Source organism: Pseudomonas sp. G2-4, assembly GCF_030064125.1.
Classification (GTDB): Bacteria; Pseudomonadota; Gammaproteobacteria; order Pseudomonadales; family Pseudomonadaceae; genus Aquipseudomonas.
The window spans coordinates 503,298-529,967 of sequence record NZ_CP125957.1 but is presented as its reverse complement, the minus strand read 5'-3'; the positions used below and the strand labels follow the sequence as shown (position 1 = coordinate 529,967).

Annotated in this window: 24 protein-coding genes and 1 riboswitch; of the genes, 8 read left to right on the top strand and 16 right to left on the bottom strand. The window is 60.5% G+C overall.

The features are described 5' to 3' along the window. The first annotated feature begins 47 nt into the window (after positions 1 to 47). Positions 48 to 716, top strand: coding sequence for a polysaccharide lyase family 7 protein (locus tag QNH97_RS02345; RefSeq protein ID WP_283555427.1), 669 nt, complete (start codon positions 48 to 50; stop codon positions 714 to 716). A 755-nt stretch (positions 717 to 1,471) separates the two neighbouring features. Further along, positions 1,472 to 1,756 carry a fructose-bisphosphate aldolase gene (locus QNH97_RS02340; protein WP_283555426.1) on the top strand — a complete coding sequence of 95 codons (285 nt, stop codon included), beginning with the start codon at positions 1,472 to 1,474 and terminating at the stop codon, positions 1,754 to 1,756. A gap of 431 nt (positions 1,757 to 2,187) precedes the next feature. Here QNH97_RS02340 and cpdA read toward each other — a convergent pair whose 3' ends face one another. The 3 genes from cpdA to QNH97_RS02325 form a co-directional block, all read right to left on the bottom strand. Beyond that, positions 2,188 to 3,003, bottom strand: a complete 816-nt coding sequence (gene cpdA, locus QNH97_RS02335) for a 3',5'-cyclic-AMP phosphodiesterase (protein WP_283555425.1) — start codon at positions 3,001 to 3,003, stop codon at positions 2,188 to 2,190. Positions 3,004 to 3,126: 123 nt separating this feature from the next. After that, complete coding sequence (locus QNH97_RS02330; protein ID WP_283555424.1) at positions 3,127 to 3,579, bottom strand: DUF1249 domain-containing protein; 453 nt, start codon at positions 3,577 to 3,579, stop codon at positions 3,127 to 3,129. After that, positions 3,570 to 4,187 carry an NUDIX domain-containing protein gene (locus QNH97_RS02325; protein WP_283555423.1) on the bottom strand — a complete coding sequence of 206 codons (618 nt, stop codon included), beginning with the start codon at positions 4,185 to 4,187 and terminating at the stop codon, positions 3,570 to 3,572. The genes QNH97_RS02330 and QNH97_RS02325 overlap by 10 nt, the downstream gene beginning before the upstream one ends. Positions 4,188 to 4,401: 214 nt before the next feature. Between QNH97_RS02325 and QNH97_RS02320 the strand changes: the two genes are divergently transcribed. Then, positions 4,402 to 5,148 (top strand): DUF3298 domain-containing protein, encoded by a 747-nt coding sequence (locus QNH97_RS02320; RefSeq protein ID WP_283555422.1) that lies wholly within the window; start codon positions 4,402 to 4,404, stop codon positions 5,146 to 5,148. Here QNH97_RS02320 and cytX read toward each other — a convergent pair. Both cytX and thiC read right to left on the bottom strand, forming a co-directional pair. Beyond that, a complete protein-coding gene (gene cytX, locus QNH97_RS02315) occupies positions 5,117 to 6,409 on the bottom strand; it encodes a putative hydroxymethylpyrimidine transporter CytX (RefSeq protein WP_283555421.1) in 1,293 nt (430 codons plus the stop codon). The genes QNH97_RS02320 and cytX overlap by 32 nt on opposite strands. 171 nt (positions 6,410 to 6,580) lie before the next feature. Continuing rightward, entirely contained in the window at positions 6,581 to 8,470 is a 1,890-nt protein-coding gene (thiC, locus tag QNH97_RS02310; protein ID WP_283555420.1) for a phosphomethylpyrimidine synthase ThiC, read from the bottom strand. Between the two features lie 161 nt (positions 8,471 to 8,631). Then, positions 8,632 to 8,737: riboswitch (TPP riboswitch) on the bottom strand. 154 nt (positions 8,738 to 8,891) lie between these two features. On the opposite strand from thiC, the gene QNH97_RS02305 reads away from it, so the two are divergent. Next, on the top strand, positions 8,892 to 10,331 hold the full coding sequence (locus QNH97_RS02305; protein WP_283555419.1) for a TolC family outer membrane protein: 1,440 nt from the start codon (positions 8,892 to 8,894) through the stop codon (positions 10,329 to 10,331). Between the two features lie 150 nt (positions 10,332 to 10,481). On the opposite strand, the gene waaA is transcribed toward QNH97_RS02305, so the two are convergent. Continuing rightward, the gene (waaA, locus tag QNH97_RS02300; protein WP_283555418.1) at positions 10,482 to 11,756 is read right to left on the bottom strand and encodes a lipid IV(A) 3-deoxy-D-manno-octulosonic acid transferase; all 1,275 of its coding nucleotides are present in this window, start codon (positions 11,754 to 11,756) and stop codon (positions 10,482 to 10,484) included. Positions 11,757 to 11,778: 22 nt separating this feature from the next. Then, on the bottom strand, positions 11,779 to 12,669 hold the full coding sequence (locus tag QNH97_RS02295; protein ID WP_283555417.1) for a LysR family transcriptional regulator: 891 nt from the start codon (positions 12,667 to 12,669) through the stop codon (positions 11,779 to 11,781). Between the two features lie 103 nt (positions 12,670 to 12,772). Here QNH97_RS02295 and QNH97_RS02290 point away from each other — a divergent pair, with 103 nt between their 5' ends. The 4 genes from QNH97_RS02290 (at position 12,773) to QNH97_RS02275 (ending at position 16,312) form a co-directional block, all read left to right on the top strand. Further along, positions 12,773 to 13,105 (top strand): DMT family transporter, encoded by a 333-nt coding sequence (locus QNH97_RS02290; protein ID WP_283555416.1) that lies wholly within the window; start codon positions 12,773 to 12,775, stop codon positions 13,103 to 13,105. Positions 13,106 to 13,327: 222 nt separating this feature from the next. Next, positions 13,328 to 14,503, top strand: a complete 1,176-nt coding sequence (locus QNH97_RS02285) for an NAD(P)/FAD-dependent oxidoreductase (RefSeq protein ID WP_283555415.1) — start codon at positions 13,328 to 13,330, stop codon at positions 14,501 to 14,503. Further along, entirely contained in the window at positions 14,500 to 15,312 is an 813-nt protein-coding gene (locus tag QNH97_RS02280; RefSeq protein ID WP_283555414.1) for an aldo/keto reductase, read from the top strand. The genes QNH97_RS02285 and QNH97_RS02280 overlap by 4 nt, the downstream gene beginning before the upstream one ends. Before the next feature lie 34 nt (positions 15,313 to 15,346). After that, positions 15,347 to 16,312, top strand: a complete 966-nt coding sequence (locus QNH97_RS02275; protein ID WP_283555413.1) for a metal ABC transporter ATPase — start codon at positions 15,347 to 15,349, stop codon at positions 16,310 to 16,312. A 2-nt stretch (positions 16,313 to 16,314) separates the two neighbouring features. On the opposite strand, the gene QNH97_RS02270 is transcribed toward QNH97_RS02275, so the two are convergent. The 9 genes from QNH97_RS02270 to QNH97_RS02230 all read right to left on the bottom strand — a co-directional run bounded on the left by QNH97_RS02270 (position 16,315) and on the right by QNH97_RS02230 (position 26,660). Beyond that, on the bottom strand, positions 16,315 to 17,121 hold the full coding sequence (locus QNH97_RS02270) for a hypothetical protein (protein ID WP_283555412.1): 807 nt from the start codon (positions 17,119 to 17,121) through the stop codon (positions 16,315 to 16,317). A gap of 72 nt (positions 17,122 to 17,193) precedes the next feature. Next, positions 17,194 to 17,898: a hypothetical protein gene (locus QNH97_RS02265; protein WP_283555411.1), complete on the bottom strand. Its 705-nt coding sequence runs from the start codon at positions 17,896 to 17,898 to the stop codon at positions 17,194 to 17,196. 5 nt (positions 17,899 to 17,903) lie between these two features. Continuing rightward, positions 17,904 to 18,878 carry a glycosyltransferase family protein gene (locus tag QNH97_RS02260; protein WP_283555410.1) on the bottom strand — a complete coding sequence of 325 codons (975 nt, stop codon included), beginning with the start codon at positions 18,876 to 18,878 and terminating at the stop codon, positions 17,904 to 17,906. Positions 18,879 to 18,986: 108 nt separating this feature from the next. After that, the gene (gene hldE / locus QNH97_RS02255) at positions 18,987 to 20,408 is read right to left on the bottom strand and encodes a bifunctional D-glycero-beta-D-manno-heptose-7-phosphate kinase/D-glycero-beta-D-manno-heptose 1-phosphate adenylyltransferase HldE (protein ID WP_283555409.1); all 1,422 of its coding nucleotides are present in this window, start codon (positions 20,406 to 20,408) and stop codon (positions 18,987 to 18,989) included. An 84-nt stretch (positions 20,409 to 20,492) separates the two neighbouring features. Beyond that, the gene (gene cysC / locus QNH97_RS02250) at positions 20,493 to 21,101 is read right to left on the bottom strand and encodes an adenylyl-sulfate kinase (RefSeq protein WP_283555408.1); all 609 of its coding nucleotides are present in this window, start codon (positions 21,099 to 21,101) and stop codon (positions 20,493 to 20,495) included. A 122-nt stretch (positions 21,102 to 21,223) separates the two neighbouring features. After that, the gene (locus QNH97_RS02245) at positions 21,224 to 22,639 is read right to left on the bottom strand and encodes a PIG-L deacetylase family protein (RefSeq protein WP_283555407.1); all 1,416 of its coding nucleotides are present in this window, start codon (positions 22,637 to 22,639) and stop codon (positions 21,224 to 21,226) included. Positions 22,640 to 22,655: 16 nt separating this feature from the next. Further along, positions 22,656 to 23,552, bottom strand: a complete 897-nt coding sequence (locus QNH97_RS02240) for a GNAT family N-acetyltransferase (protein WP_283557591.1) — start codon at positions 23,550 to 23,552, stop codon at positions 22,656 to 22,658. Beyond that, a complete protein-coding gene (msbA, locus tag QNH97_RS02235; protein ID WP_283555406.1) occupies positions 23,552 to 25,342 on the bottom strand; it encodes a lipid A export permease/ATP-binding protein MsbA in 1,791 nt (596 codons plus the stop codon). Before msbA ends, QNH97_RS02240 begins: the two co-directional genes overlap by 1 nt. Before the next feature lie 133 nt (positions 25,343 to 25,475). Further along, complete coding sequence (locus QNH97_RS02230; protein ID WP_283555405.1) at positions 25,476 to 26,660, bottom strand: O-antigen ligase family protein; 1,185 nt, start codon at positions 26,658 to 26,660, stop codon at positions 25,476 to 25,478. Positions 26,661 to 26,670 lie beyond the last annotated feature (10 nt).

Here is a 26,670-nt window from a genome sequence, read left to right as displayed (position 1 = left end):
TCCGGCTGTGGCGTAAATCATTTCTTATGTACAGAAAGGATCCGAGCATGGTCGATCTTGCAACCTGGAACTTGAGCATCCCCGAGGGCAGTCCACCGAAAACCATCGAAACCCCTCGGTTGGTGGATGGGTTCAGGGATAAGTACTTCAACTCCGAAGGCAGTACGGTGTATTTCTGGTCGCCTGTCACCGGCACCAAGACTGAAAACGCGGTCTACCCGCGCAGTGAATTGCGAGAGACCTACAAAGACGGCACGTTGCGTAATTGGCTGTATCCCGATGCCGACAATAAATTGAGCGCGACCCTGGTCGTCAACCAAGTGCCCAGTAGCGGCAAGATCGTGATCGGTCAGATTCATGCCAAGGACAGCAGCAAACCCATGGTGAAACTGGAGTACCAGTACAAGGACGACGGCAAGACCGGCAACATCGTTGCCAAGGTCCGCATGCGCCCCGATGACGATGAGGGTCGGGTTGTTACCGTCGCCACCGGCGTGAAGCTTTCTCAGTCCTTCAGTTACCGGCTCCACCTGGATCGTACCGGCGACTTGGGCATTACTGCGGCGGGTCGTAGCTGGTACACCACCGTCAGCTCCAAATGGAAGGTCAAACCGTTGTATTTCAAGGCTGGGGTCTACGTGCAGGACAACAGTGGCTATACCAGCGAAGGTGGGAAAGTGACGTTCAGTAAGTTGGATATCGATCACAACACTTAACTGTGTGCATTCGGGAATCTCGTGGGAATTTACCTAGGGATACCGGGTGTATATCCGTTGCTGCGGTAACGGCTGCTTAGGGTTCCGCCCTGACGGCGGGTCACTTTCGAAAAGCGCGAAAGTAACCAAAGCGCTTTTGCCCCACCACTCGGTGCCTCGCCTAGGCTCGGCATGCCCTCACTCCGGCATTGCTCCGTGGGCCGCCGCGAAGGGCCATCCATGGCCCAGCGCGGCTACCTCGGCATCCATGCCGAGGTGCCCACTGCGCAATGCCTGCGTTCGGCCAGCGTGGTTTAACGGGGCGCCCAAGATCAAAAGCATGCCCGAGGCGGCCTTATAGCCGACCTGTCTCTTTGTCGTACTCCGCTCCAATTGTGGGAGCGAGCTTGCTCGCGATGGCGGCCTGACAGCCGACTAGGATTTGTGGGAGGGTCGGAGATTTTGATGGTCCCCCCGGCCTTCTGAAAATCTCGTAGGAATCTGCTCTCCGTGGCGAGGGAGCTTGCTCCCGCTGGGCTGCGAAGCAGTCCCCTCTTTTCGTCAGACCGACCCCATGCCCAGGGTTTACGGCGGCTGCGCCACCGAGCGGGAGCAAGCTCCCTCGCCACGGGGGTTGTGGGCGTCCTACAGGTCGGTTGCTGCGTCAAAAATCCCCTTCTATAGTTCGGTTCACCTTCTGACTTTGGTCAGTGGAGGGTTTCGCAGCCCTATCGAGGAATACACGGCATTTCTTTTTCTTCGAGGACTTCAACCTTATGACGTCGAATCAATCGTCCAACAGCTTCACCCCGCTAACCCCAATCGCCACCACCCACCCCGTCCTGTTCATCGATAAAACCGCCCCATTGACCGAACTCCACGCCTGCGCCAGTGAACGCCTGCACGCCACCCTCGACTACCTGACACTCATGGCCTGCACCACACTGCGCGATTCAGCCGAGACCGACATCAATACCATCGCCAACATCGCCCGGATCATGGTCCAGGATGTGGCGGATGTTTTTGGGGTGATTGAACAGCGCGGGCTTGAAGGGCAATAAAGCTCCCGGTAGGAAGGAGCTTGCTCGCAAAGAGGCCAGCAAACTCAATATCTTCATCAACAATGACATCGCCTTCGCGAGCAGGCTCGCTCCCACAGGAGGAATGCGTTCACCCCAAACCAGGTCGGCTATAAGGCCGCCTCGCGGTGGACGTTGATCTCGGGCGCCCCATTAACCACGCTGGCCGAACGCAGGTATTGCGCAGTGGGCATCCCGGCATGGATGCCGGGATAGCTGCGCTGGGCCATGGATGGCCCTTCGCAGCGGGCCCACGGAGCAATGCCGGAGTGAGGGCACACCGAGCCTAGGCGAGGTGCCGAGTGGTGGGGCAAAAGCGCTTTGCTTACTTTCGCGCTCTTCGAAAGTGAGTCGCTGTAAAAGCGAAACCATAAGCGGCCGTTACCGCAACAACGGATATGTACTCAATAGACTCAGTAACCGTCGGACTCATAGTCCGGGGTAAACGCAAACCCAACCACCCGCTCAACCCCAGTCTCCAACCGCCCATCCGGCCAAAGCCGCAACCACCGATACCCCGGCGCCTGTGAGCCCACCGCAAAATCCTCACTCCCAGGCTCGAACTGAATACAAGTCGAAGGCGAAGCCAACAACCGAACCCCCTCACGGACCCGATCAACCTCCTGATGCACATGCCCCCACAGAACAGCGCGCACCTGGGGAAACCGATCCAGCACCGCAAACAGCGCATCCGGATTACGCAGCCCAATAGGCTCCATCCACCCACACCCAATCGACACCGGATGATGATGCAGACAAACAAGATGATGACGCTCCGGCGCCTCACTCAAGGCATTGGCCAACAGAATCAATTGTTCCTCAGCCAAAAACCCCGGCACCGAGCCCGGCACGGCAGAGTCCAGAAGCGTGATACGCCAGTTGCCAATGTCCACCACCGGCTCGAGCAGCGTGCTCTGGACCGCCGCCTCAAGCATGACCTGCGGCTCATCATGGTTGCCCGGAATCCAACGCGTCGGCGCATCGATTCGCCCACTCATCTGCCGAAACGCCTGATAAGACTCCAACGTTCCGTCCTGGGACAAATCCCCGGTGGCAAGCATCAGGTCGATGTTCGGCTGCTGCTTGAGCACCAGGTCAACAACCGCCCGCAAGCTGTCACGGGTATTCATGCCCAGCAACGAACCGTCGGCCTCGGCAAACAGGTGACTGTCGGACAGTTGGACCAGCAACGCAGCATCAGCGGTGGTCAGGATAGATACGTTCGGCAAATCGCTCTCTCCCAGGCGCACTCACGCCATTGGATGAAGCCGCAATTATGCTGGGGAAGATCGAAAGGGGAAACCCGCGAACCGGAACCGGTTCACAACCAGTGTCCAGTATTTGAACGACAACTACCGAACGACTTCGAACTCGTGACCCAACGCCAGGCAATGACTCAGCCATTCACCCAGAAACAGATTCAACTGGGCTTTTTCATCCGGCTGGTGCATTGACGCATTGGGATAAGGATAGATGCCGCGAAAGCGTCGTGCATGTTCGGCGCTGACAACTTCGGCCATACACGCATCGTGATAGACCTGAACCTCCAGCTGCGGCACCGGCAACCAGGGCAGGCTGTGTTCCTGGCGCACTTGCAATGTTGTGGTGTACGGGCAGGTTTGCAGCACTTCGAGGGCCAGCACGCCGAGCATCTGGTCGCCGTGGGTCACGGCAATGCGCCGGGGTGCCGGGTCGTTGCGCATGTCCGGTAACAAGCGCATCAGGCGGGCATAGTTGGCCTCGCAGGCAGCCTGCAACCCCACCAGATCGACACGATAGCGATCGCGCAGCTTGTTCAGGACCATAGCCCCCTCACTTCATCGCGGTTCAAGGCCAGCCACTGCAAGGCAATAATGCTGGCCGCGTTGCAGATACGTCCGTCGCGCACAGCTTGCAAGGCATCTTCGAAAGCCCAGACTTTCACTCGAATGTCTTCCGCTTCCTCCACAAGACCATGCAGGCCTCCAGCCCCCGTGCTGTCGCAACGCCCCAGGTATAAATGTACGAATTCATCACTGCCGCCCGGCGATGGAAAATACTTGGTCATCGGCCAAAGGGCGGCGAAGACAAGCCCAGCTTCCTCCTGCGCTTCGCGATGAGCAACTTCTTCCGGCTGCTCGTCCTTGTCAATCAGGCCGGCCACCAATTCCACCAGCCAAGGGTTGGCGGCCTTGCCCATGGCGCCGACGCGAAACTGCTCGATCAGCACCACTTCATCGCGCTGCGGGTCGTAGGGCAGGACGCACACCGCGTCATGGCGCACGAACAGTTCACGACTGATTTCACGACTCATGCCACCGGCGAACAATTCGTGGCGCAAGTGGACGCGGTCGAGTTTGTAGAAACCCTGGAAGCAGCTCTCGCGCTTGACGATGTCCACGGTACTCGGTGTGGCGTTGGCGAAGTCGGTCATGGCAATCCTCGTGTGCAGTCGATCAATACGAGGTTCCAACCTCGGCTTCGCGCCATCCTAACGCGCCCGTCCCGTTTGATGCAGCCCCTTTCCACTCATCGAGATAGACGGCAGAAGGTGAAAGAACTCTAATGAGCTTAGTGGCGAACTGATTGTCCTGCTGGCAGTCGAAGCGGGTAACTTTTCGCCTTTCCCTGTTCCATGAAGGACGCCCATGTCGCTTTTCAAAACTGCCTCCGTGGCCGCCATTGCCCTGACCCTGGGCGCTTGCCAAAGCCTGTTCCAACCCAACTACCGCACACCGCTGGAAACCACCCGCGATGCCTCGGAGCAATTGCAACCCGGCTGCGCCAGCGCCAACTGCCCCTTGGTGAACATCGATACCCTGCGTTTTCCCGCCGAGCCGACCCTGGACGGCATTGTCGAAAAACGCCTGCTGGAACTGACCCGCACCACCCCGGGGACTCCAGCGGCGCCGACGCTGGCGGCCTATCGCGAGCAGTTTTTGCGCAGCGCCGCCCCGGGCAACAGCAGTTACTTGCAAGCCAAGGTACGTGAGCAGCATGACGGCTTGGTGATCATCGAATTGTCCAGCTACCTGGACACCGGTGGTGCCCACGGCACGCCGGGACGCGGTTTCATCAACTATTCGCGTCCGCAGCACAAAGTCCTGACGCTGTCGGACATGCTGCTGCCAGGCCAGGAAGAGGCCTTCTGGAAAGCCGCGCAGGTTGCCCACAACAGCTGGCTGATCAGCACCAAACTGGATCAGGAACCCGAGTTTCTGAAACAGTGGTCGTTCCAGAAAACCCCGAACGTGGCGCTGACCTACGGCGGGGTGATCCTCAAGTACGAAGTGAGCACCATCGCGCCGTACGCCTTGGGCCACATCGAACTGAAGATCACTTACCCACGCCTCAACGGCATTCTCAAGCCCGAGCTGTTCCCCGGCCGTAGCTGAAGGCTCGGCCCAGCAACAGTTGCAGCAACCCTGCCAGGATCAGCGACGGCAGGGTTGCGCCAATGTCCGGGTAGAAATTGGCCAGCAGGTGATACGTGCTCACCCCGCCCAACCAGGCCAGCAGTGCCGGCCAGCGCAACGCGGACGACAACACCTGGCTGCTGCGTTTGCGCAGGATGAAGTGGTCCACCAGCACCACGCCGAACAGCGGCGCGAACACCGAGCCGATCAGCAACAGGAAGTTCTGGTACTGCGCCAACGGTGCGAAGCAGGCGATCAACGTGCAGATGACGCCGATCGCCAAGGCCAGGTGCTCGACCTTCAACCCCGACAACATGCCGCTGGACACCGCCGCCGAATGAATATCGGCAAAGGCATTTTCCGACTCGTCCAGCAGAATCAGCAGCAGTGGGATTCCCAGCCCGGCGCCCGCCAGGGCCAGCAGCAACGCATTGACTTCACCGCTCGGCGCGAACGCCAGGGTGTAGGCCACGCCCAGGCTCATCAACCAGAAGTTGCCAATGAAGAAACCCACGGCAGTGCCACCAAAGACGTTTTTGGCGCGTTTGCCGAAGCGTGAGTAGTCGGCGATCAGCGGCAGCCAGGACAGCGGCATGGCGATCGCGATATCAAACCCCACCGCCAGCGGCATCGAGCCGTCGCCCGCCTGAGTCCACAGCGCCGCCAGATCGGCCTTGGCGAACAGGTTCCAGGTCAGCCAGATGCACGCCGCCAGCAGCAGCCAGATGCCCCACTTGCGCAGGACTTTACGCACGAACGTCAACGGCCCGCTCACTGCGAGCAAGGTCGCCAAGGCACCGAAGAACAGGGTCCATAGCAGCGGATTCGAGCCCAGGCTGCCTTCACTGAAAGCGCGGGCGCCGAGCAGGCTGGCCGCATCGCGCATGACGATGATTTCGAACGAGCCCCAGCCGATCAGTTGCAGCAGGTTCAACACCGCCGGCACGCTCGCGCCCTTGCCGCCGAGGCTGAGCTTGAGGGCGGCCATGGCCGACAGGCCGGTGTCGCTGCCGATCACGCCGACGGCCGCCAGCAGCAGGACGCCCACCAGCGTGCCGAGGAAAATCGCCAGCAACGAACCGCTCAGGCCCAAGCCCGGTGCCAGCAAGGCGCCGACCTGCAAGACCATCAGGCCAATGCCGAGGGAGAACCACAGGGAAAACAGATCGCGGGCGCCGAAGACGCGTTTGTCCAGGGGGACGGCGGTGTCGGGGGAGTAGGTGCTGGGTTGGATGTTCAAGGGTTGTCATCTCAGAGGGATATTTGTTGTTTTTCTGGCCGCTATCGCGAGCAAGCTCGCTCCCACAGAGGATCACCGGCGTACACGGATTTTGTGTTCACAGCAGATCCCCTGTGGGAGCGAGCTTGCTCGCGATGGGGGCGGTGAAAACACCGCCCCCATCAGCTCGAATCACACTTTCTTGTACAGCTGACTACCTTCCTTCTTGAACCGCTCAGCCTGCTCCGCCAAGCCCTGGGCGACGTCCACGTCCACCGCTTCAATGCGCTGGTTAGCCGCGTACTCGCGCACTTCCTGGGTGATTTTCATCGAGCAGAATTTCGGCCCGCACATCGAGCAGAAATGCGCGACCTTGGCCGAGTCCTTCGGCAGGGTTTCGTCGTGGTACGAGCGGGCGGTGTCCGGGTCCAGACCGAGGTTGAACTGGTCTTCCCAGCGGAACTCGAAGCGTGCCTTGCTCAAGGCGTTGTCGCGGATCTGCGCGCCAGGGTGACCCTTGGCCAGGTCGGCTGCGTGCGCGGCGATCTTGTAGGTGATGATCCCGGTCTTGACGTCATCCTTGTTCGGCAATCCCAAATGCTCTTTCGGGGTCACGTAGCAGAGCATGGCGCAACCAAACCAGCCGATCATCGCCGCACCGATACCGGAGGTAATGTGGTCGTAGCCCGGCGCGATGTCGGTGGTCAGTGGGCCGAGGGTGTAGAACGGCGCCTCGTCGCAGCACTCGAGCTGCTTGTCCATGTTCTCTTTGATCAACTGCATCGGCACGTGGCCCGGGCCTTCGATCATGCATTGCACGTCGTGCTTCCAAGCGATCTTGGTCAACTCGCCGAGGGTTTCCAGCTCACCGAACTGCGCTTCGTCGTTGGCGTCGGCAATCGAGCCCGGACGCAGGCCATCGCCCAGCGAGAAGCTGACGTCGTAGGCCTTCATGATTTCGCAGATGTCTTCGAAGTGGGTGTAGAGGAAGTTCTCTTTATGGTGCGCCAGGCACCACTTGGCCATGATCGAACCACCCCGGCTGACGATACCGGTGACGCGCTTGGCGGTCAGCGGCACATAGCGCAGCAGCACGCCGGCGTGGATGGTGAAGTAGTCGACGCCCTGCTCGGCCTGTTCGATCAACGTGTCGCGGAACAGCTCCCAGGTCAGGTCTTCGGCCGCGCCGCCGACTTTCTCCAGGGCCTGGTAGATCGGCACGGTACCAATCGGCACCGGCGAATTTCGGATGATCCACTCGCGGGTTTCATGGATGTGCTTGCCGGTGGACAGGTCCATGACCGTGTCCGAACCCCAGCGGATGCCCCAGGTCAGTTTCGCCACTTCTTCTTCGATGGACGAACCCAGCGCACTGTTGCCAATGTTGCCGTTGATCTTCACTAGGAAGTTACGGCCGATGATCATCGGTTCCAATTCGGTGTGGTTGATGTTGGCCGGGATGATCGCGCGGCCACGGGCGATTTCGTCACGCACGAATTCCGGGGTAATGACCTTCGGCACGCTGGCGCCGAAGCTGTGGCCGGCGTGTTGCTGGTCCAGCAGGCCGGCGGCGCGGGCCACTTCCAGCTTCATGTTTTCGCGGATGGCGACGTATTCCATCTCGGCGGTGATGATGCCTTTGCGCGCGTAGTGCATCTGGCTGACGTTGGCGCCCGGCTTGGCACGACGCGGGTTGTTCACATGGGCGAAGCGCAGCTTGGTCAGTTCGGGATCGGCCAGGCGCTCCTGGCCGAAGTTGGAGCTCAGGCCCGCCAGGCGCTCAGTGTCGCCACGGGCTTCGATCCACGAAGAACGTACATCGGCCAGGCCTTTGCGCACGTCGATGATCACGTTCGGGTCGGTGTAGGGACCCGAGGTGTCGTACACCACCACTGGCGCGTTGATTTCGCCGCCGAAGTCGGTGGGCGTCACGTCGAGGCTGATTTCGCGCATGGGCACGCGGATGTCCGGGCGGCTGCCCTGGACATAGATTTTTTGCGAGCGGGTAAAGGGCTGGACCGATTGCTCATCGACCTTGGCCGAATCGCTGAGGTTGGTCGCGTTTTTTGATTTTGTCGTCATCACGGGCTCTCCAGACACACATCCAGGCAGTGGATTTTTGTCGGAGCGAACCTGTAACGAATGGACGCATCCCTGCACGAAAGTGCGGACGCTGTGCTTGCTGCTCGAGTGTGTTCGACTGTAGAACAACATCCCGGACGAAGCACAAGAGGACTCGCCGGGTGACGAGAAATCTTGTTCCCTACGCAGGCGCTAACCTGATCAGGTTCAACGGGATCCGAAATTATTCGATCTCAGCCTCATAGCAAGGCACCCCGACAAGAACCCGGCCAGTCTAGACACAACCACGAGAGAACGCCATCGCCAGGGCAAAAGGCGTGATGAATGGCGCATATACAGGATTGTTGCCGCGCGTGTGCGCAACTACACTCGCTACGCCGCGCCGCTTGTGCGCAAACATTCGAGAAGTAGGGATCGCCTCATGCTGCGCAAACTCTCACTGGCCCTTGCCGTGTCTTGTGCGTCCAATGGAATGGCCTGGGCTGCCGAAGCGCCCTTGACCACCAAAACCGATCTGGTGAGCGTGTACCAGGAGGCGGTGGACAACAACGCCGACCTGGCCGCCGCCCGCGCCCAATATGGCGCACAGAAGGAAGTGGTGCCCCAGGCGCGCGCCGGGTTGTTACCAAACCTCTCGGCCGGTGCCGACCTGAACAATACCCGTACCGAGCTCGACCAGCCGGCGATGACCGCCACTCGCAGCGCCACGGTTTACCAGGCCACGCTGTCCCAACCGATTTTCCGTGCCGACCGCTGGTTCCAACTCCAGGCGGCAAAGTCCGTCAACGAACAAGCCTCGCTACAACTGTCGGCCACCGAACAGAACATGATCCTGCAAAGCGCCGAGAGCTATTTCAATGTGCTGCGCAGCCAGGACAACCTGGCCTCGACCAAGGCTGAGGAAGCGGCGTTCAAGCGCCAGCTCGACCAGTCCAACGAGCGCTTCGACGTGGGCCTGTCGGACAAGACCGACGTGCTGCAATCCCAGGCCAGCTACGATACGGCGCGGGCCAACCGGATCCTCGCCCAGCGCCAGGTCGACGACGCCTTCGAAGCCTTGATCACCCTGACCAACCGCCAGTACAACTCGCTCCAGGGTATCGTCCATACCCTGCCGATCCTGCCGCCGACACCGAACGACGCCAAGGCCTGGGTCGACACGGCGGCCAAGCAGAACCTGAACCTGCTGGCCAGCAACTACGCCGTCGACGCCGCCGAAGACACCCTGCGCCAACGCAAGGCCGGTCATGCGCCGACCCTCGATGCGATAGCCCAGTACAAAAAAGGCGACAACGACGGCCTCGGCTTCACCAACCCGAACCCGACCGGACAGCGCTACGGCGGCGATGCCGAGCAACGCACCATCGGTTTGCAACTGAGTATTCCGATCTACAGCGGCGGGCTGACCAGCTCCCAGGTGCGCGAGTCCTACTCGCAGCTCACCCAGACCGAACAGCAACGCGAAGGCCTGCGCCGACAGGTGGTGGAAAACACTCGCAACCTGCACCGCGCGGTGAACACCGATGTGGAGCAGGTCCAGGCCCGGCGCCAGTCGATCATCTCCAACCAGAGCGCGGTGGAGGCCACCGAAATCGGTTACCAGGTGGGCACTCGCAACATCGTCGATGTGCTCGATGCCCAGCGTCAGCTGTACACCTCTGTGCGCAATTACAACAACGCCCGCTACGACTACATCCTCGACAACCTGCGTCTGAAGCAGGCCGCCGGTACGTTGAGCCCGGCGGATCTGCAGGATCTGTCACGTTATCTCAAGCCCGACTACAACCCGGACCGGGACTTCCTGCCACCGGACCTTGCGCAAGCAGCGGCGCAGCAGTTGCGCTCGCGGCCGGCGCAGTAACGACGACACCCTTGTGGCGAGGGAGCTTGCTCCCGCTGGCCTGCGAAGCAGGCCCAAAACCAGTCACCGCGTTCTGCCAGCCAGAACCGTGGTGCCGGTTTTACGGCTGCTTCGCAGCCGAGCGGGAGCAAGCTCCCTCGCCACAAAAGCTCAATCGATCAACCGCCCCAACCCCTCCAGCAACCGCTGCAACGCGCCCTGATTGGTGCGCATCACCTTCAATCCGGCCTCAGCCATGCGCTGGGCATCACGGGGCAGCTCGAACAGGCGCTGTACCGCCAGGGCCAGGCTTTGGGCATCGTCGACTTCCTGCAACGCCCCGGCCGCGCGCAGTTGTCCGGCGATTTCGAGGAAGTTGAACACATGCGGACCACTGAGTACCGGTTTCTCCAGTGCCGCCGGTTCCAGCAAGTTGTGCCCGCCGTTCGGTACCAGGCTGCCACCGACGAACGCACTGTCGGCCAACGCGTAGAGAAACAGCAACTCACCCATGGTGTCGCCCAGTAGCACCGAGGTCTGGGCGGTGACGGGCTGTGCGCTGGAGCGCCGGACCGTGGCGAAGCCTTGGCTTTCGCACAACTGGTGCACGGCGTCAAAACGCTCGGGATGACGCGGCACCAGGATCAGCAACGCATCGGGATAGCTGTCGAGCAGCCGACGGTGGGCGGCCAGCACCACTTCGTCCTCGCCTTCATGGGTGCTGGCGGCGATCCACACCGGACGCTCCATGGCTTGCCACTGGCGGCGCAAGGCGCTGGCACTTTCCAGCAGTTGCGGGTCGATAGTCAGGTCGAACTTGATCGAGCCGGTGACCTCGACGGTTTCTGCCCGGGCGCCTAACTGACGGAATCGCTCGGCTTCGACTTCAGTCTGGACGGCGAACAGGCTCATTTCGGCGAGCATCGGCCGGGTGAGTTGGGGAAAACGCCCATAGCCACGCGCCGAGCGATCCGACAACCGCGCATTGGCCAGGGCCACCGGAATGCCACGCTTGGCACATTGGTGAATGTGGTTGGGCCACAGCTCGGTTTCCATGATCACCGCCAGAGACGGCCGAACCCGGTCGAGAAAACGCTTGGCGGCGCAGGGCAAGTCGTAGGGCAAATAGCAATGCTGGATGCGCGGCTCGTTGGCGAACAGCGCCTGGATCCGCTCGGACCCGGTGGGCGTCATGCAGGTGACCGTGATCGGCAACTGTGGATAACGTTGCAACAAGCCACGAATCATCGGTGCGGCGGCGATGCTTTCGCCCACCGACACCGCATGGACCCAGATGCCGCCCGGCACCATGGCCGGCAGGCCCCAGGAAAAGCGCTCGCCGATGCGCCGGGCATACGCCGGTGCCTTGCGTGCCCGCAGCCACAACCGAATCGCTACCAGTGGCAGCCCCAGATAAAACAACGCGCTATAGAGAGTTCTGTTCATGGCGGCGGAGTTTATCGGTTTTTCAGCCGATCGCCTGCAACTGCACGGCAAAACGTTCCGCCAGCCAACGGGCGGCCGGCCCCAGGGGCTCGTCACGGCGCCAGACCAATTCCACCACCAGCGCCGGTGGAATCCATTCGCTGTTGAGTTCGACCATATCATCCAGATAAGCCGGGTATTGCACCACATGCCGTGGCAGCCAGGCCCAGCCCAGGCCGCACCTCAGCCATTCGGCCAAGACGTAGAAACTGTCGGCCCGCCAGACTTGCGGGCTGGCCTGCTCGCTGCCGGGGTAGACGCTGGACTGGGTCGCCATCAGCAATTGACGATGCCGTGCCATCTCCAGGCAGGTTACGTACGCGTGATTGGCCAGGGGATGCTCTCGGCCGCACACCGTCACCATCTCGACGCTGCCCAGCACCCGGCGTTCCAACGCCTCGGGGATCCGGTCGTGGTAGAACAACAGGCCCAGATCGGCGTGACGCTCCACCAGTTTGCGCGCGACATCGCCCTGGGCGGCGCTGGCCAGTTGAACTTCAAGGGTGGGGAATTGCTCGGCCAGGGCCACCAGGCTGTTGATGACCGGTTGATAGGGCATGGCCTCGTCCTGAGCCAGGCGCAGGCGCGCCTCCTGCCCTCGCATCAGGGCCTGAGCCCGGCCATTGAGGCGTTCGCACTGACGCAGCACTTCGCGCGCCTCCTCCAGCAATGCCTCACCGGCTTGCGTGAGCATTGGCTGACGGCCGCTGCTGCGCTCGAACAGGCAAACGCCCAGGTCGGCTTCCAACAGGGCAATCGCGTTGCTGATGGCCGACTGCGCCTTGCGCTGGTCCCGGGCCACGGCGGAAAACGAACGCTTGTCGGCGACACCGACAAAGACCCGCAGTTGCTCCAGATTCCACTGAACATTCATGGCTCAACCTATCCTCTAAACAGATAGGTAATGACTTTACCCCATCTGCCGCCTCTCTAAAATGGCGACATCGAAAGACGCAACCTTCAAAGAGGAATCGCCCATGAACGCTTACTACTACCTGGCCATCGCCATCTGCGCCGAAGTGATTGCCACCGTTTCGATGAAAGCGATCAAAGGCTTGAGCACACCCGTGCCTTTGTTGCTGGTCATCGCCGGCTACGGGATTGCATTCTGGATGCTCACCCTGGTCGTTCGCACCGTCCCGGTGGGCGTGGCGTATGCGGTCTGGGCCGGGATGGGGATCGTCATGGTCAGTGTGGCGGCATTGTTCATCTACGGGCAGAAGCTGGACGTGCCGGCGATGCTCGGGATGGCGTTGATTGTGTTGGGGGTCGTGGTGATTCAGCTGTTCTCCAAGACCGCCGGGCACTGAAAACACACCGATCCTTTGAGCTGGAATACTTCTGTGGCGAGGGAGCTTGCTCCCGCTTGGGTGCGAAGCGCCCATAAAAATGGGGTTGCTGCGCAACCCAGCGGGAGCAAGCTCCCTCGCCACAAAAGCTTTCCTTGCAAGCTGCCGATGTTGATCATCAACAAATGCCCTCTGCACCGAGCCTGTATACTGCGCCCTCGTCTTGAACTCTGAGGTCGCTGCATGCCATCCGTTATTTCCACCGACGTTCTGATTGTCGGCGCCGGAGTCGCCGGCCTCTGGCTGAATGCGCGCCTGCGCCGCCAGGGCTTTTCGACCGTGTTGGTGGAAAGCGCCAGCCTCGGCGGCGGGCAGAGCGTCAAATCCCAGGGCATCATTCACGGCGGCGCCAAGTACGCCTTGCACGGGGCCCTGACCGGCGCCTCGGAAGCCATCGCCGACATGCCGCGGCGCTGGCGCGAAGCCTTGAGCGGCGCGGGTGAGTTGGACCTGTCCGGCGTGCGCCTGCTGTCCGAGGCCCACTACCTCTGGTCCCCCGGCACCCTGGCCGGCAACCTCACCAGTTTCTTCGCCAGCAAGGCCGTGCGTGGGCGGGTCGATCAGGTCAAGGGTGAGCAACTGCCGCCGGCCCTGCAAGACAAGCGCTTCAAGGGCAAGGTCTATCGCCTGGCCGAACTGGTGGTGGACGTGCCCAGCCTGATCGCCCGCCTGGCGGAGCTGGCCGGCGACAGTTTGCTGGCCGGGCAACACATCGAACCGCTGCGCGAAGGTGACGAGCTGGTAGGCCTGAAGGTGGATGGCCGCGAGATCCGCGCGCAGCGCATTGTCCTCAGCGCCGGGGGCGGCACCGCCGACGTGCTCAAGGCCCTGGGCCTGGACCAACCAGCCATGCAGCGCCGGCCGCTGCACATGGTGTTGGTCAAGGGCCCGAGCCTCAAACCACTCTACGCCCACTGCCTGGGCGGCGGCCCCAAACCACGGGTCACCGTGACCACCCATCCGGCCGCCGACGGTCAATGGGTCTGGTACCTGGGCGGCGATCTCGCTGAAGGCGACGCCGTGGCCCGCGAGCCCGCCGCGCAGATCGCCGCGGCCCAGAAAGAACTCGGCCAGTTGCTGCCATGGGTCGATCTCAGCACCGCGCAATGGGCCACATTGCGGGTTGATCGCGCCGAACCGCTGCAATCGGGCCTGACCCGCCCGGACAACGCTTTCCTTGCCGAGCAGGATCGCCTGCTGGTGGGTTGGCCAACCAAACTGGCCCTGGCCCCGGACTTCGCCGATCGGGTGATCAGCGCGCTGCAACGCGATGGCCTCCAGCCAAGCCACCCGGCCCCACTGCCGGAGTTGCCGAAACCGCCCATGGGCGTGCCTGCCTGGGAGCAACTGCTGCCATGAGCCAACCGACCCTGCACGATTTCTATCGTCCACTGGGCCAGACCGGCCCGATGGTTTCCCCCCTGGGCCTGGGCACGGTCAAGCTCGGTCGCGACCAAGGCGTCAAGTACCCCAGCGGCTTCCAGATTCCCGACGACGACGACGCGCGCAGGCTGCTCAAGCTGGCACGCGACCTGGGCATCAACCTGATCGACACCGCGCCCGCCTATGGCCGCAGCGAAGAACGCCTGGGCCCGCTGTTGCGCGGTCAGCGACACGACTGGGTGATTGTCAGCAAGGTCGGGGAAGAATTCAGCGACGGCCAGTCGCGCCATGACTTCAGTGCCGCCCATACCCGACTCTCGGTGGAGCGCAGCCTCAAGCGCCTGGAAACGGACTGCATCGATCTGGTGCTGGTGCACTCCGACGGCAATGACCTGGCAATCCTCAACGACAGCGAGGTCTATCCAACCCTGGCGGCGCTCAAACGCGAGGGCAAGATCGGCGGCTTCGGTTTTTCCGGCAAGACCGTCGAGGGCGGCTTGAAAGCCCTGGAGCAAGGCGATTGCGCAATGGTCACCTACAATCTGAACGAACGAAACGAGAAGGCTGTCATTGACTACGCAGCCGAGCACGGCAAAGCAATCCTGGTGAAGAAAGCCCTGGCCAGCGGTCACGTGTGCCTGAGCCCGGGTGTGGACCCGGTTCGTGCCAGCTTCGAACTGTTGTTTGAGCATCCTGGGGTCGCCAGTGCTATTGTCGGCACCATCAATCCGCTGCACCTCGCCCATAACGTCTCGACCGTCGCCAAGGTCCTACGTAAGAACTGACGCCGCCTAGCGCGGCATTAAGGAAGGAGCCGACATGCCGCGTACGCTCATCAGAAAGAACCCAAGCAACTTCAAGACCCTGCCCCTGCTCGTCGAAGCGACACCCGAAGGCCTGACTTACCAAAGTGTCGGGATGCCTTTGAATTTTTCCCAGACCTTGCAACGTCGCCGTCCGGTGGCGGTGGACGATGCCGAGCGTTTTTCCCTGGAGTTGGCGAACCTGGGCGTCTCGGTGCGCCTGACCCTGCATTGGCAGAACCGCGACTATTGGGTGCTGGTGCGCCAGCGGCGGCAGGATCGCGGCGACGTGGTGCTCAAGTTGATTTCCGGTTACGTCCCGGCCCATGAACTGAACCTGCCGCTGCTCACCGCCATCAATGAAATTGCCGAGGAGTGCCTGCTGGAAACCCCGGAAGGCTGGCTCGGCGGGCGTTTCAACGACACTTGGCTGCCCGCCCCCTACGCCACGGCCCTGCACTACCGAGAAGCCTTGCCGTTTCGCCTGACACCGTTGTCCGGCTCGGCCCGCCCGGTGCGTAGCGCCAACCTGCAGTTGATCGAGCGGCCACGGGCCTACGTGCATCTGCCAACGGCATCGTTGCAGCTGATTTATGATTTGCGTCTGGATGTGCCCAAGGAAGCCAAGTCCCTGAGCCTGTTTCATGTCGATGAGCGACTTGAGGGTGATCAGTTGGTGGCGCGCCTGGACCGTAAACGACCGGATTTGTACCTGATGCCGCTTGAAGACGGCAAACCGGTAGGTGAGCTGTATACGCTCAAGCGCGATCAACTGGTTCCGGCCAGTACCCGAGGCCTGCACCTGGCTGAAAGCTTCGCCAGCCAGGAAGGCTGGGTGGTTCGCGACGAGCGCATCCGCTGGAAGGATTGGCTCGTGAAACAGGGCCTGGAGAGGCTCCCGCCCCGTCGCCAGGGTCTGACCACCTTGCATAAGAAGGCCATGGGCCTGATGCGTATGGTTCGCGGAACGCTGCACAAATAGCGTCAGCTGGAACGTCGTTTATCCATGTAGGTGCACCACCGCGCGAACAGATGAAAATAACGGTTCTCGCGCTTACCCATACCGCGTTTGGGCGAGAACGACTCTTCGGCGAACGTGCCATTGATCCGTACGCGTGACGCGGTGGTCGGCAGGGTGCAAACCCTGACCCGCGCCTGCTGCAAGGCGTATTTGAGCAGTCGCTCGGAATGCAGCTTCCTGCCCGTCGCCGCGCAAAAATCGAAAATGCGTTCGATGCGCTTGCCGTAGGCCCTGTAGGCGTCACGTCCGCAGATCGCAAAACGGTCGTTCAAGCCACCCCACCATTGCCAATCCGGAATGTAGGCATTCAACCGGCGAGCATCGGAGTGAGCAAACACGTAAGCGGGAAGCGCTGTATGGTAGAAATTGTCGGGACGCACAAACAGGACGAAGTCCGGATCAAACGGTTCCATCATGGCCGTCACGATGTGCAGTGAGTTGAGCTGGTAAATCAGATTTCTGAGCGAAGCGTGTTCGTCCGCCCAGGTATCGCCCAAGGCCTTGACCCGCTCGAAGTCCCAACGCTCCAGAACCCCATCGGTAGGATCGAGCCGACCGGTCATGGTGGTGAACGGTGCATAGTTATCCGCGTCCAGCTCACCTTGCTCACCCGAGCGTGGGTTGTGGATCTCGTCGATTTTGTACAGATGGTAAAAGCACTGCACTTCGCTGCCCGCCGGGATTTGCGCCAGGACGTTTTCCTGAATGGAGGGAAAGCAGATCTCCGAGTTTCTCGGGATACCAAAAAAGGCTACCGCAACTTTCAACACGCATCCTTCCCCTGTCGTAAAAAACTTGCCTCGCCGGCATCGCATCAGGCTATTCGACCTTGCCAATCTGACTCAACGGCGACGAAACCAACCTTGCCACCAACGCTTGCGCTGCAACGGTACGACGATCACATCAGACGTGAGCAGCCATTGCCGCTCATAATCCCAGGCGTGCCCGCTCCAGAACTTTCCCGCCTCGTTGGAAAAGCCCAGGGTCATGATCTGGTAGGTATAACCTGCATGTCCGCGCAGCCAATCGAACAGCACCAGCGCATTGAAACCAGTGGAAGGACCGACATAGCGCTTGCCACCCGGCCTGTCGCTCGGATAGTTCCACAAGGGCGGCAACGGCATGCGCTCCCGATACAGGGCCACACCCGGCAACGGTGACATTTCCCCGGTGCACCCCACCAGCATGGTGAAGCAGCGCGCACCGGGCAGGTCGAACAAACGCTGCACCTCGGGGTTGTAAGGCAGGCCGAAGAAATAGGCATCGGGGGCATTGAAACCGTGCACGAACACATGAGCGCTCTGCGGGTTGAGCAGTGCTGCCTTCACACAGGTGTTGAACGTCACGACCACATCGTCGCGACCGATATCGAGCGCCTGGAAGTCGGCCGCCGTGATCGCTGGATTATTGGCCATCAGCACCACCCGCGCAGCCCTGTCCAAACACTCTTTCAAGGCCTGGGGCAATGCACCCAATAGCGATTGATGACCGCCAGGCAGTTCATCAAGCGCCATTTCGTCACCGGCTTGAGGCACACGATCATTCATGTCGTCTATTCCGGTACGTGCATGCCGTAGCGCAACTTGACCCACCAGCGGATTAATGCGGAAGGGGCTTGCCATGGACGCATTTCACGCTGGATTTCATCGGCCAAGGACCGTCCGACGCGTGCAAAGGAATATCGGCTTTCGGCGAAGGCCTGGCCATTACGGGCGATCCGCGCGGCCAGTTCCGGGTCACGTTGCAGCAGCTCGAGCTTCTGCACCGCCTCATCCTCGGAGCGATAGAAAACGGTGTTTTCCATGTCCTCAAAGCCGAGCAATTGATCTTCCTCGCCCTGACTCCAGGCCAGCAGCACGCATCCGCAAGCCATGGCCTCGTAGTTCTTGATCATGAACTCCTCCATGCCCAGGTCGGCGCTGACGAAGATTTTGATGCGATTGAGTGTTTCCAGGTACTCGCTACCCGACTGGGTCCGCGTCACGAGCATGCCGGTGCGTCGAACCAGGGCGTCAAGCAGCGCTTTGCGCTGGGCGTATTCGGTGCTCTTGAGGCTGCCGAGAAACCCCACGGGAATATCACGGGCACTGCCGGTGTTGCGCAGCATCTGCTCGTCATAACCTTTGGAAACGAACACCGCATCGATGTTCTCGGCCCGCATACGGCGGGCCAACACGGCCCCCGACACCAGAGCGCGGCAACTGGGCAGACGGCGGTACAAACGCGAGTAGACGCCCTTGTATTTACTTTCGGGCATGTAGTTTTGGTAAGCGTCGTGCTCAAGGAAGATCAGCCCTGGAATGCACTTCAACACACTCAATTGCGGGGCTAGGCGTTTGACCCGAGAAAAAATCACCACCCGGTCGAAAGTTTCGTAATTGACCGACGCCAGGAACCGGCCGAGGTGCTTCTGCTGCTGTTTACTCAGGCGATAGACGGAACAGTCATCACAGTTCTCCTGCACAACTGCATACAGCCGGTCAAGAATCACACGCTGCTCATCCATTACCAGGAGCATGACTTTCATAAGCTTATTAACCACGAAACGAAAGAAAACGGGGCCTATGAGCGGCTCGGCCCGGGGAGGCAGAGGCTTGCGGTGCAAGCCTTTCCCGGGGGGTATGGAGCGAGCCCGTCAATGGCTGCGGATCTTTTCGACAATGGCTGTCGTCGAACTGTTCTCTACCAACCCCAATACTTTCACAGTGCCGCCGTAGGCCGCGACGATGTCAGCACCCACAACCTGGTCGATCCCGTAATCGCCGCCCTTGACCAGTACATCCGGCTTGACCTGGCGCAGCAGATTTTCCGGCGTGCCTTCGCTGAAGCTGATCACCCAATCCACCGCGCCAAGGCCGGCAAGAACTGCCATGCGCCGGTCGACGCTGTTGATCGGGCGTCCCGGCCCTTTAAGACGGCTCACGGACGCGTCGTCGTTGACCGCAACGATCAGCCGATCGCCCTGGGCCCTGGCCTGCTCGAGGTACGTCACATGCCCGGCATGCAGAATATCGAAGCAGCCATTGGTAAAGACGATGCTCTCGTTGTGGGCACGGGCATCGTCAACCGCCAACAGCAATTGCTCCAGGCCCAGGACGCCGCGCTCGGAACCTTCTTCGCGCTGGATGGCGCGCCGCAGTTCCGGGGCGCTGATGGCCGCCGTACCGAGCTTGCCGACGACGATGCCCGCCGCGAGGTTCGCCAGGGCCACCGCATGGGGCAGTTCCTCGCCGGCGGCAATCGCGGCGGCCAAGGTGGAAATCACCGTGTCGCCGGCGCCCGTCACGTCGAACACTTCACGGGCACGAGCCGGCAGGTGCAACGCGGGGTGATCGGGACGCAGCAGCGTCATGCCATGCTCTCCACGTGTCACCAGCAAGGCACCCAGGTCGAGGTCGTGCATCAACTGAGCGCCTTTGTTGACCAAATCGTGCTCATCGACGCAACCACCGACGATGGTTTCGAACTCGCTGAGGTTCGGCGTGATCAGGCTCGCGCCCCGATAGATGGAAAAATCCTTGCCCTTGGGGTCGGCCACGACCGGAATGCCACGGGCGCGGGCGGCCTGGATCAGCACTTGGTGGTTCTTCAAGGCACCTTTGCCGTAGTCCGACAATACCAATACCTTGATACCTTCGAGCAGGCGATCAACCTCGGCACCGAGGGCCAGGGGGTCGGTGGCGAAGGGCTCTTCGAAATCGATCCGCAGCAGTTGCTGGTGACGGCTCATGACCCGCAGCTTGACGATGGTCGGCTGGTGCGCAATGCGCTGGAATATCGCCCGCACGCCCGCGCCCTTGAGGCTGTTGGTCAGGCTGTCGGCGGCTTCGTCGTCACCGGTCACGCCCACCAGGGAGGCCGGCGCACCAAGGGCCGCGATGTTCAGGGCAACGTTGGCGGCACCACCGGGGCGGTCCTCGATGTGCTCGACCTTGACCACCGGAACCGGCGCCTCAGGGGAGATCCGTGAGGTACCGCCATGCCAATAGCGGTCGAGCATGACATCGCCGACCACCAATACAGGGGCTTGATCGAATCGCGGCATGGACAACTTCATGGAGCATCCCACATACAAAATGAACAGGGCGGGGATATTAGCACAGGGTTGGCGAAGGCTCGTCCATGGCTGTAACCGGATGCGTTAGTCGTGCAACAGCGCCCACAGCCGGTCGCAGGCCTGGCTCGGCTCCAGCTTGTCGGTGTCGATTTCGCAAGCGGGTGTCAACGGTACTTCGTATGGGCTGTCGAGCCCGGTGAAATTCTTGAGCCTTCCCGCGCGCGCTTCCCGATACAGGCCTTTTGGATCTCGTTGGGCACAAACGTCGAAAGGCGTGCTCACATAGACCTCGAGAAAAGTATCCGGGGAGAACAATTGCCGTGCGGCCTCACGGTCAGCCCGAAATGGGGAGATGGCCGCGACAATGACGATCAGTCCGGCATCGACCATCAATCGCGCCACCTCGCCGATTCGTCGGATGTTCTCCTTGCGCGCCTCAGGACTCATGCCCAGGTCACTGCATAACCCCTGGCGCAGGTTGTCCCCGTCAAGCAGGCAGGTATGGAACCCCAACTCGTGCAAGCGTACTTCCAACGCATTGGCCAATGTTGATTTTCCCGCTCCGGACAGGCCGGTCAGCCAGATACATCGCGGTCGCTGGGATTTGATCGCCGCCCGTGCCTGCGGGGAGACTGTCAGCGCAGAAGGCCGAATCAGCGGCCGTTGTGTCGATATCTTTGTCGTCCTGTCCATAACCGAGCCTCTCCCGGAAACCGAAATCGCGGGGTTTTACCGGCCTCCGCGCTGCATCGCACGTATACCCAACTCATTGCCCAGAGCAAAGCATAGGCTGAACACCGCATTTCGACGGTTCGTTAATCATCCTTTCGCGACGCATCCAGTGGACGCGTCCAGAAAAGCTCATGTCGACGCACCGCCTTGCGGAAAAACTCATCCTCCCCGGTGCGAGGCCAGCGACGCCCGGCCAACAACCGCTGGATCATTCGCCGCAGTCGTCTTTTGAAGGGTGGACGGCCCTGTAAATCGTGTTGCATGCCTAACGCCATCGCCTTGTCCATGCGGGTTGGCGCATCCAGCAGCGGGCTCCATAGCCCATCGGCCGGCAACGGCTCGATGGCTGGAGGCAAGGCGATACCATAGCCTGCCGGGCCCATTGGCCAACGGTCGTTATCGTGCAGGTGGTTGGCATACAGCAGCAGGGTACGCGGGCGCCAGGTACTGAGTTCAATTGCCTCCATCAAGGCGCGAGTACTGGCAACATGGTCGCTGTGAGGATCCAGTTCGGGGTGAGGTGTCACTACCGCGTCCGGTCGGTGATGCTCAAGCAGTCGCACCAGATCGGCCACCAGGTTGCGCCAATTGGGCTGGCCGTCAACGTCACCGGGCAGACTCAGGGTGTTGAACCGGCGCACGTCCCGAATATCACTATCGCCCGACTCCAGAGAGCCAAAGCTTCGCTCCGGCTGTTGCGCCATTGCCCCCAACTGCAGGCAGTAGTAGCCCAATTGCACACATTGCTGTTGCCTCACCCCACCCCACAACGGTACCGCCAAGCTGTCCCAGCTACGCAGGCGGCCCTTCAGACGAGCGGCTTGAGCCACGTCCAGCCCCATATCGCGATAGTGATCGGCTTCGATTTCACCTTGGGTCAGCGTGACGATAGCCACATCGCTGGCCCGGCTGTAGAGACCAAAAGCCGCGAGTTCGGCATCATCGGCATGAGGGGCGATGATGAGCAAACGTTGCTGGCCAAAGTCCGGGTTGCTCAGGACATGAAGAGTCGCCTGTGACGCCAGGCTGCAAAAACGGCCGTGCACTTTCAGGGCGCTGCTTGTCAGCAGCGAATCCTGCCCGGACAGATTGAGGAAACGCTCACCCGCAACACCGCGCTCCAGATCCTGGCGATCGTCACCGATCCATACTTGAGGATCGAAAAAACGCCCCAACCAATGGCTTTTGACCCGCACCTGCAGAATCAGGGTCTGCCCCGCACTGAACTCACCCGCGACCTGCAAGAGGCCATCGTTCAAAATGGCGGGAAACTGCGGCGTGCCTGCCGGGAAGTCATAACGATAGTCGTCGTTCGGAGCATAGAACAGATGATCGCAAAACCAGGCCTCGTGGGCGACCCAGCCCAGCAGCAGGAACAGCGGCAACGCCCACCACGACACAAAAAAACCAAGAGCTGACGCCACCAGCAACATGCCAATCAGTATCAGGCGTTTGCGTTGACGATGGCGTTTGAGCAATAGCTGCTTGCGTCCGCTCATGGTTGTTTACCCTCGCTCAAACCTGATAGACCGGAACCCGGTGACACCAGCGATCCTTGTATTCGCGATCGGCACGGCCGAACGAATAACGCAGCGGCTTGCCCAAGGCTCGAGCTTGCTCCCAAGCGGTTTGGGTATTGACGAAACTGAGCACGCTGCCAGGACTGAACTCGCGGCTCTGCGGGTCGACGCCGCCGTTGATGTATTCAAGACTGGTCCACTTGGGCGCCTCGACCCGATACAGGATCTGAATCGCAACCGGCTCATCGTTCAGGTAGATCAAGGACCCGGTCATGAACTCACGCATCAGCCCGAACACGTCAGCCAGATGCTTTTTGCCCGGAGCTTCGAAGTTCCAGCGGCGTTGGAACAGGTCGGCATAGATGGCGGCCTGTTCGCTGGCGCTCAGCTCCAGCATAGGCCGGATACTGCCGCCCGCGTCCTCCAGCAAACGCTGTTCGCGACGCTGGTTGTAACGAAACTTCTTACTGTAATCCTCGGGCTCACGGGCCAGCGCCAGACCTTCAGGCTGCTCAGCAAGGCCGGTGATGTTCTGAGCATTGAGTGCGGACACATAGCGCATGCGATGTCGTACACGAATCCGAGTGTCTTCGGCCATCGGCAGGATGATCTCGGCATTGCCAAGATCGAGCATGCCACGCTTGCCCTCACGCTTGAGCACATCCTTGGATAAGGCCACATGACGTCCCCAGGTCGGGATCGCCGCACACAATTGACCGTCAACGAACCAGCCCAGATAACGCACCGGAATACCGACAAGCCCGGCCAGACGCTCGACCACATCAGGGTGAGTGGCCACGCTGCCGCCAAACTGTTGCCAGGCCTGGGCGTAAGCCACGGCATCAATGGGGGTCCAACCGCTTTCTCGCCAGGACCGCCAGTAACTCAAAATCAAACGAAGGACTCCTTCGTTGCCTCTTCGGCACCTTCGACGAAATCTTTCTCGTGCAACCGGGCGTAGAAACCATTGAGTGCCAGCAACTCGGCATGAGTACCGCGCTCGACAATGCGTCCCTTGTCCATCAACAAGATCAAGTCGGCCTTCTCGATAGTCGACAAGCGGTGAGCGATCACCAGCGTGGTGCGCCCTTTTATCACTTGATCCAAAGCTGCCTGGATGTGGCGCTCGGACTCGGTATCAAGGGCCGAGGTAGCCTCATCCAGGATCAACAACGGCGCGTTCTTGAGCAGCGCACGGGCTATCGCCAGACGCTGACGCTGCCCCCCGGAAAGGAGGACGCCGTTTTCGCCTACCAGTGTGTCGTACCCCTGAGGCATCTGCTCGATGAACTCGGCGGCGTAGGCATCTTCGGCCGCCTTGCGCACGGCTTCGAACGGCGCGTCGGCAAGGTCACCATAAGCGATGTTGTTGGTGACGCTGTCGTTGAACAGAGTCACCTGTTGGTTCACGAGGGCGATGTGGCGCCGCAGGTTGGTGAGTTTATATTGCTCGACATCCACACCATCGAGCAGGATCTGGCCCTGGTCATGGTGATAGAAACGCGGGATCAGGTTGGCCAAGGTCGACTTGCCGCTGCCCGAACGTCCCACCAGAGCAACCATCTGGCCCTCTTCGGCCGTAAAGGAAATGTCATCGAGCACGACCTTCTCGGTACCCGGATACTGGAAGCTCAGGTTACGCACTTCCAGACGCCCGCTGACACGAGCCATCTCCATGGTCCCCGTATCGACTTCCGGTTCCTCGTCGAGCTGCTCGAAAATGCTATCCGCTGCGGCCAGGCCCTTCTGGATCGTGGCGCTGACTTCCGACAACTGACGGATAGGCTTGGGTAACAAACCAGCAGCCGTGATATAGGCAATCAGTTCGCCAGCAGAGGCATCGCCGCGAAGATAAAGCACCAGGTACATCAATACGGCCATGCCGATATAAATCACCAGTTGCAGCAGTGGCGTATAGATCGACTGGGTGCGCGTCATGCCCAGGCTGCGGTTCATATTGTCGGCGCTGGCCTTGTGAAACCGTGCAATTTCGTAGCTTTCACCGCCAAAGCTGCGAACCACACGGTAGCCCTGGATCGTCTCCGAGGCCACGTGGGTCACATCGCCCATCGCCACCTGGATTTTCTTGCTCTGTTTGCGAAATTTCTTGCTCGCACTACTCACCAGAACGGCAATAACCGGCAGGATCGCCAGCAATACCAGCGTCATCTTCCAGTTGCTGTACAGCAAATAACCGAACAGAAACACCACCGTCAGGCCCTCACGGATCACCACCTTGATCGCATCCGTGGCGGCGCCGGTGACCATGGTCACGTTATAGGTAATGCGGGATATCAGATGGCCGGAGTTATGGTTGTCAAAGTAGCGGTTAGGCAGGGTCAACAGGTTATCGAACAGGGCGCAACGCAGGTCGTGGACAACACCACGAGCAACCTTGGCCAGGTAGTAGTTACCCAGGAATGAGCCTATGCCTTGGTAGACGGCAATGAGTACGATCAGCAACGGCACGCCGAGTACCAGCGAAACGCCCATGAACTGAGTGTCATTGGGCTTCTGCAAAGCGTCGAGAAAATGCTTGAGCATGTCTGCCAGCATCGGCTGGCTGGATGCGAACAGCACGAAACCGATAATACTGATGGCGAAAGAGCCCCAGTACGGAAGCACGTATTTCAGCAACCGCAGGTAAATCGTCATGCTCGACTGCTGGTCGGAATTGGCCATTCGGTGCGCCTCGGACGTTTGAAAAAAGAGACAAGCTGCAGATTGTAACAGCGAACGAATTACAACACCGGCGCAGTCAGGACTGAACGACTGGAAAGCACAGCGATAGCAATTCGCTTTCGCGTCATAAGCATCAGGAAACAGAAACGCCTTGGGTGGAGCGTTCAGTTTCAGCGCTCCCCCGAGCGGCCAACACGATACTCAAAGCAATCGGCAGCCAAGTGATCAACCAATCGGCGTTTGGTTTGAGCCAGAGACCGATGCCATCGGTCAGCAACGACGCTCCGGAAAAAACCCAGAGTGCCAGCAACACTTGACCCAGCGGCTGAGCTCGCGAAATCCAGCCGCGCCAGCCAGCCGTCAGCCACAGCCAGCCGAACAGCAGCAGACCCGGCACCCCGAGACGCACTCCGGTATCCAGAAAGAGGTTATGGGGATGCTTGAAGGACCTCGCTATTTCAGGGACCGGAATCAGGTACTCGTTGAATCCCAACCCCGTCGCCCAATGGTCCAGAATCAACTGGATACCACCTCGCCATAGCTCGGGACGGTAAGAAACGCCACGCTGCAATAGAATCTCGGGTTTGAATAGAGCAATGCACGCCACTCCCAACGCCCCCAGAAGGAGCAGCCCGCTTCCCAGGCGTGACGGTCGCGCTACGCCCATTACGAGTAGACAGGCTACCAAGCCGATCCAAACACCGCGCGTTTGGCTGAAGCCCAAAAACAGCGCATATCCGGTTGCAGGGATCAGTAGCAACGCCATCACAACAGGAGGCAGGTGCCTGGCTCGCAGGGTGAACGCGCCCATAATCGCCAAGGCGCCCACCGCGTGCGCGGCCATGATCGGGGTATCCCATAAGCCGATGGCGATCACCCGGGAGTGCACAGGCCGGGCGGACAGACCATAAAAATATGCCCAGGAAGCGGCCGCAAAAACACCGCCAATAATCGATGCGTACAAAAACATGGACTCTAACCGCCACTTGCGGTTCTGTGCCGCCAGCAACACGCCTGCCAGGGTCAGGGCTACATAGAATGTCACCTTGGCCTTGCCGAAGACGTTATCGCCCCCCTCGACCGCCAATACCAGGAACGTCCAGGCCACGAACAAGACGAAAAAAAAACACTCCGGCTGTTTGAATAACAGGCGAAAGTCCCGATGGAACAGCGCCAGCAAGGCGGGCGCCCAGAGCAGCACAATCAGCATCTGGTGATAAAGCTTGTTGTTCGGTAGTACCCACGGGCCACATAACAAAACCAGAAACCCGATGGATGCCCACACCGTCAGGACATCCTTGCTGATAAATCTTTGCATTTTTGGCAGC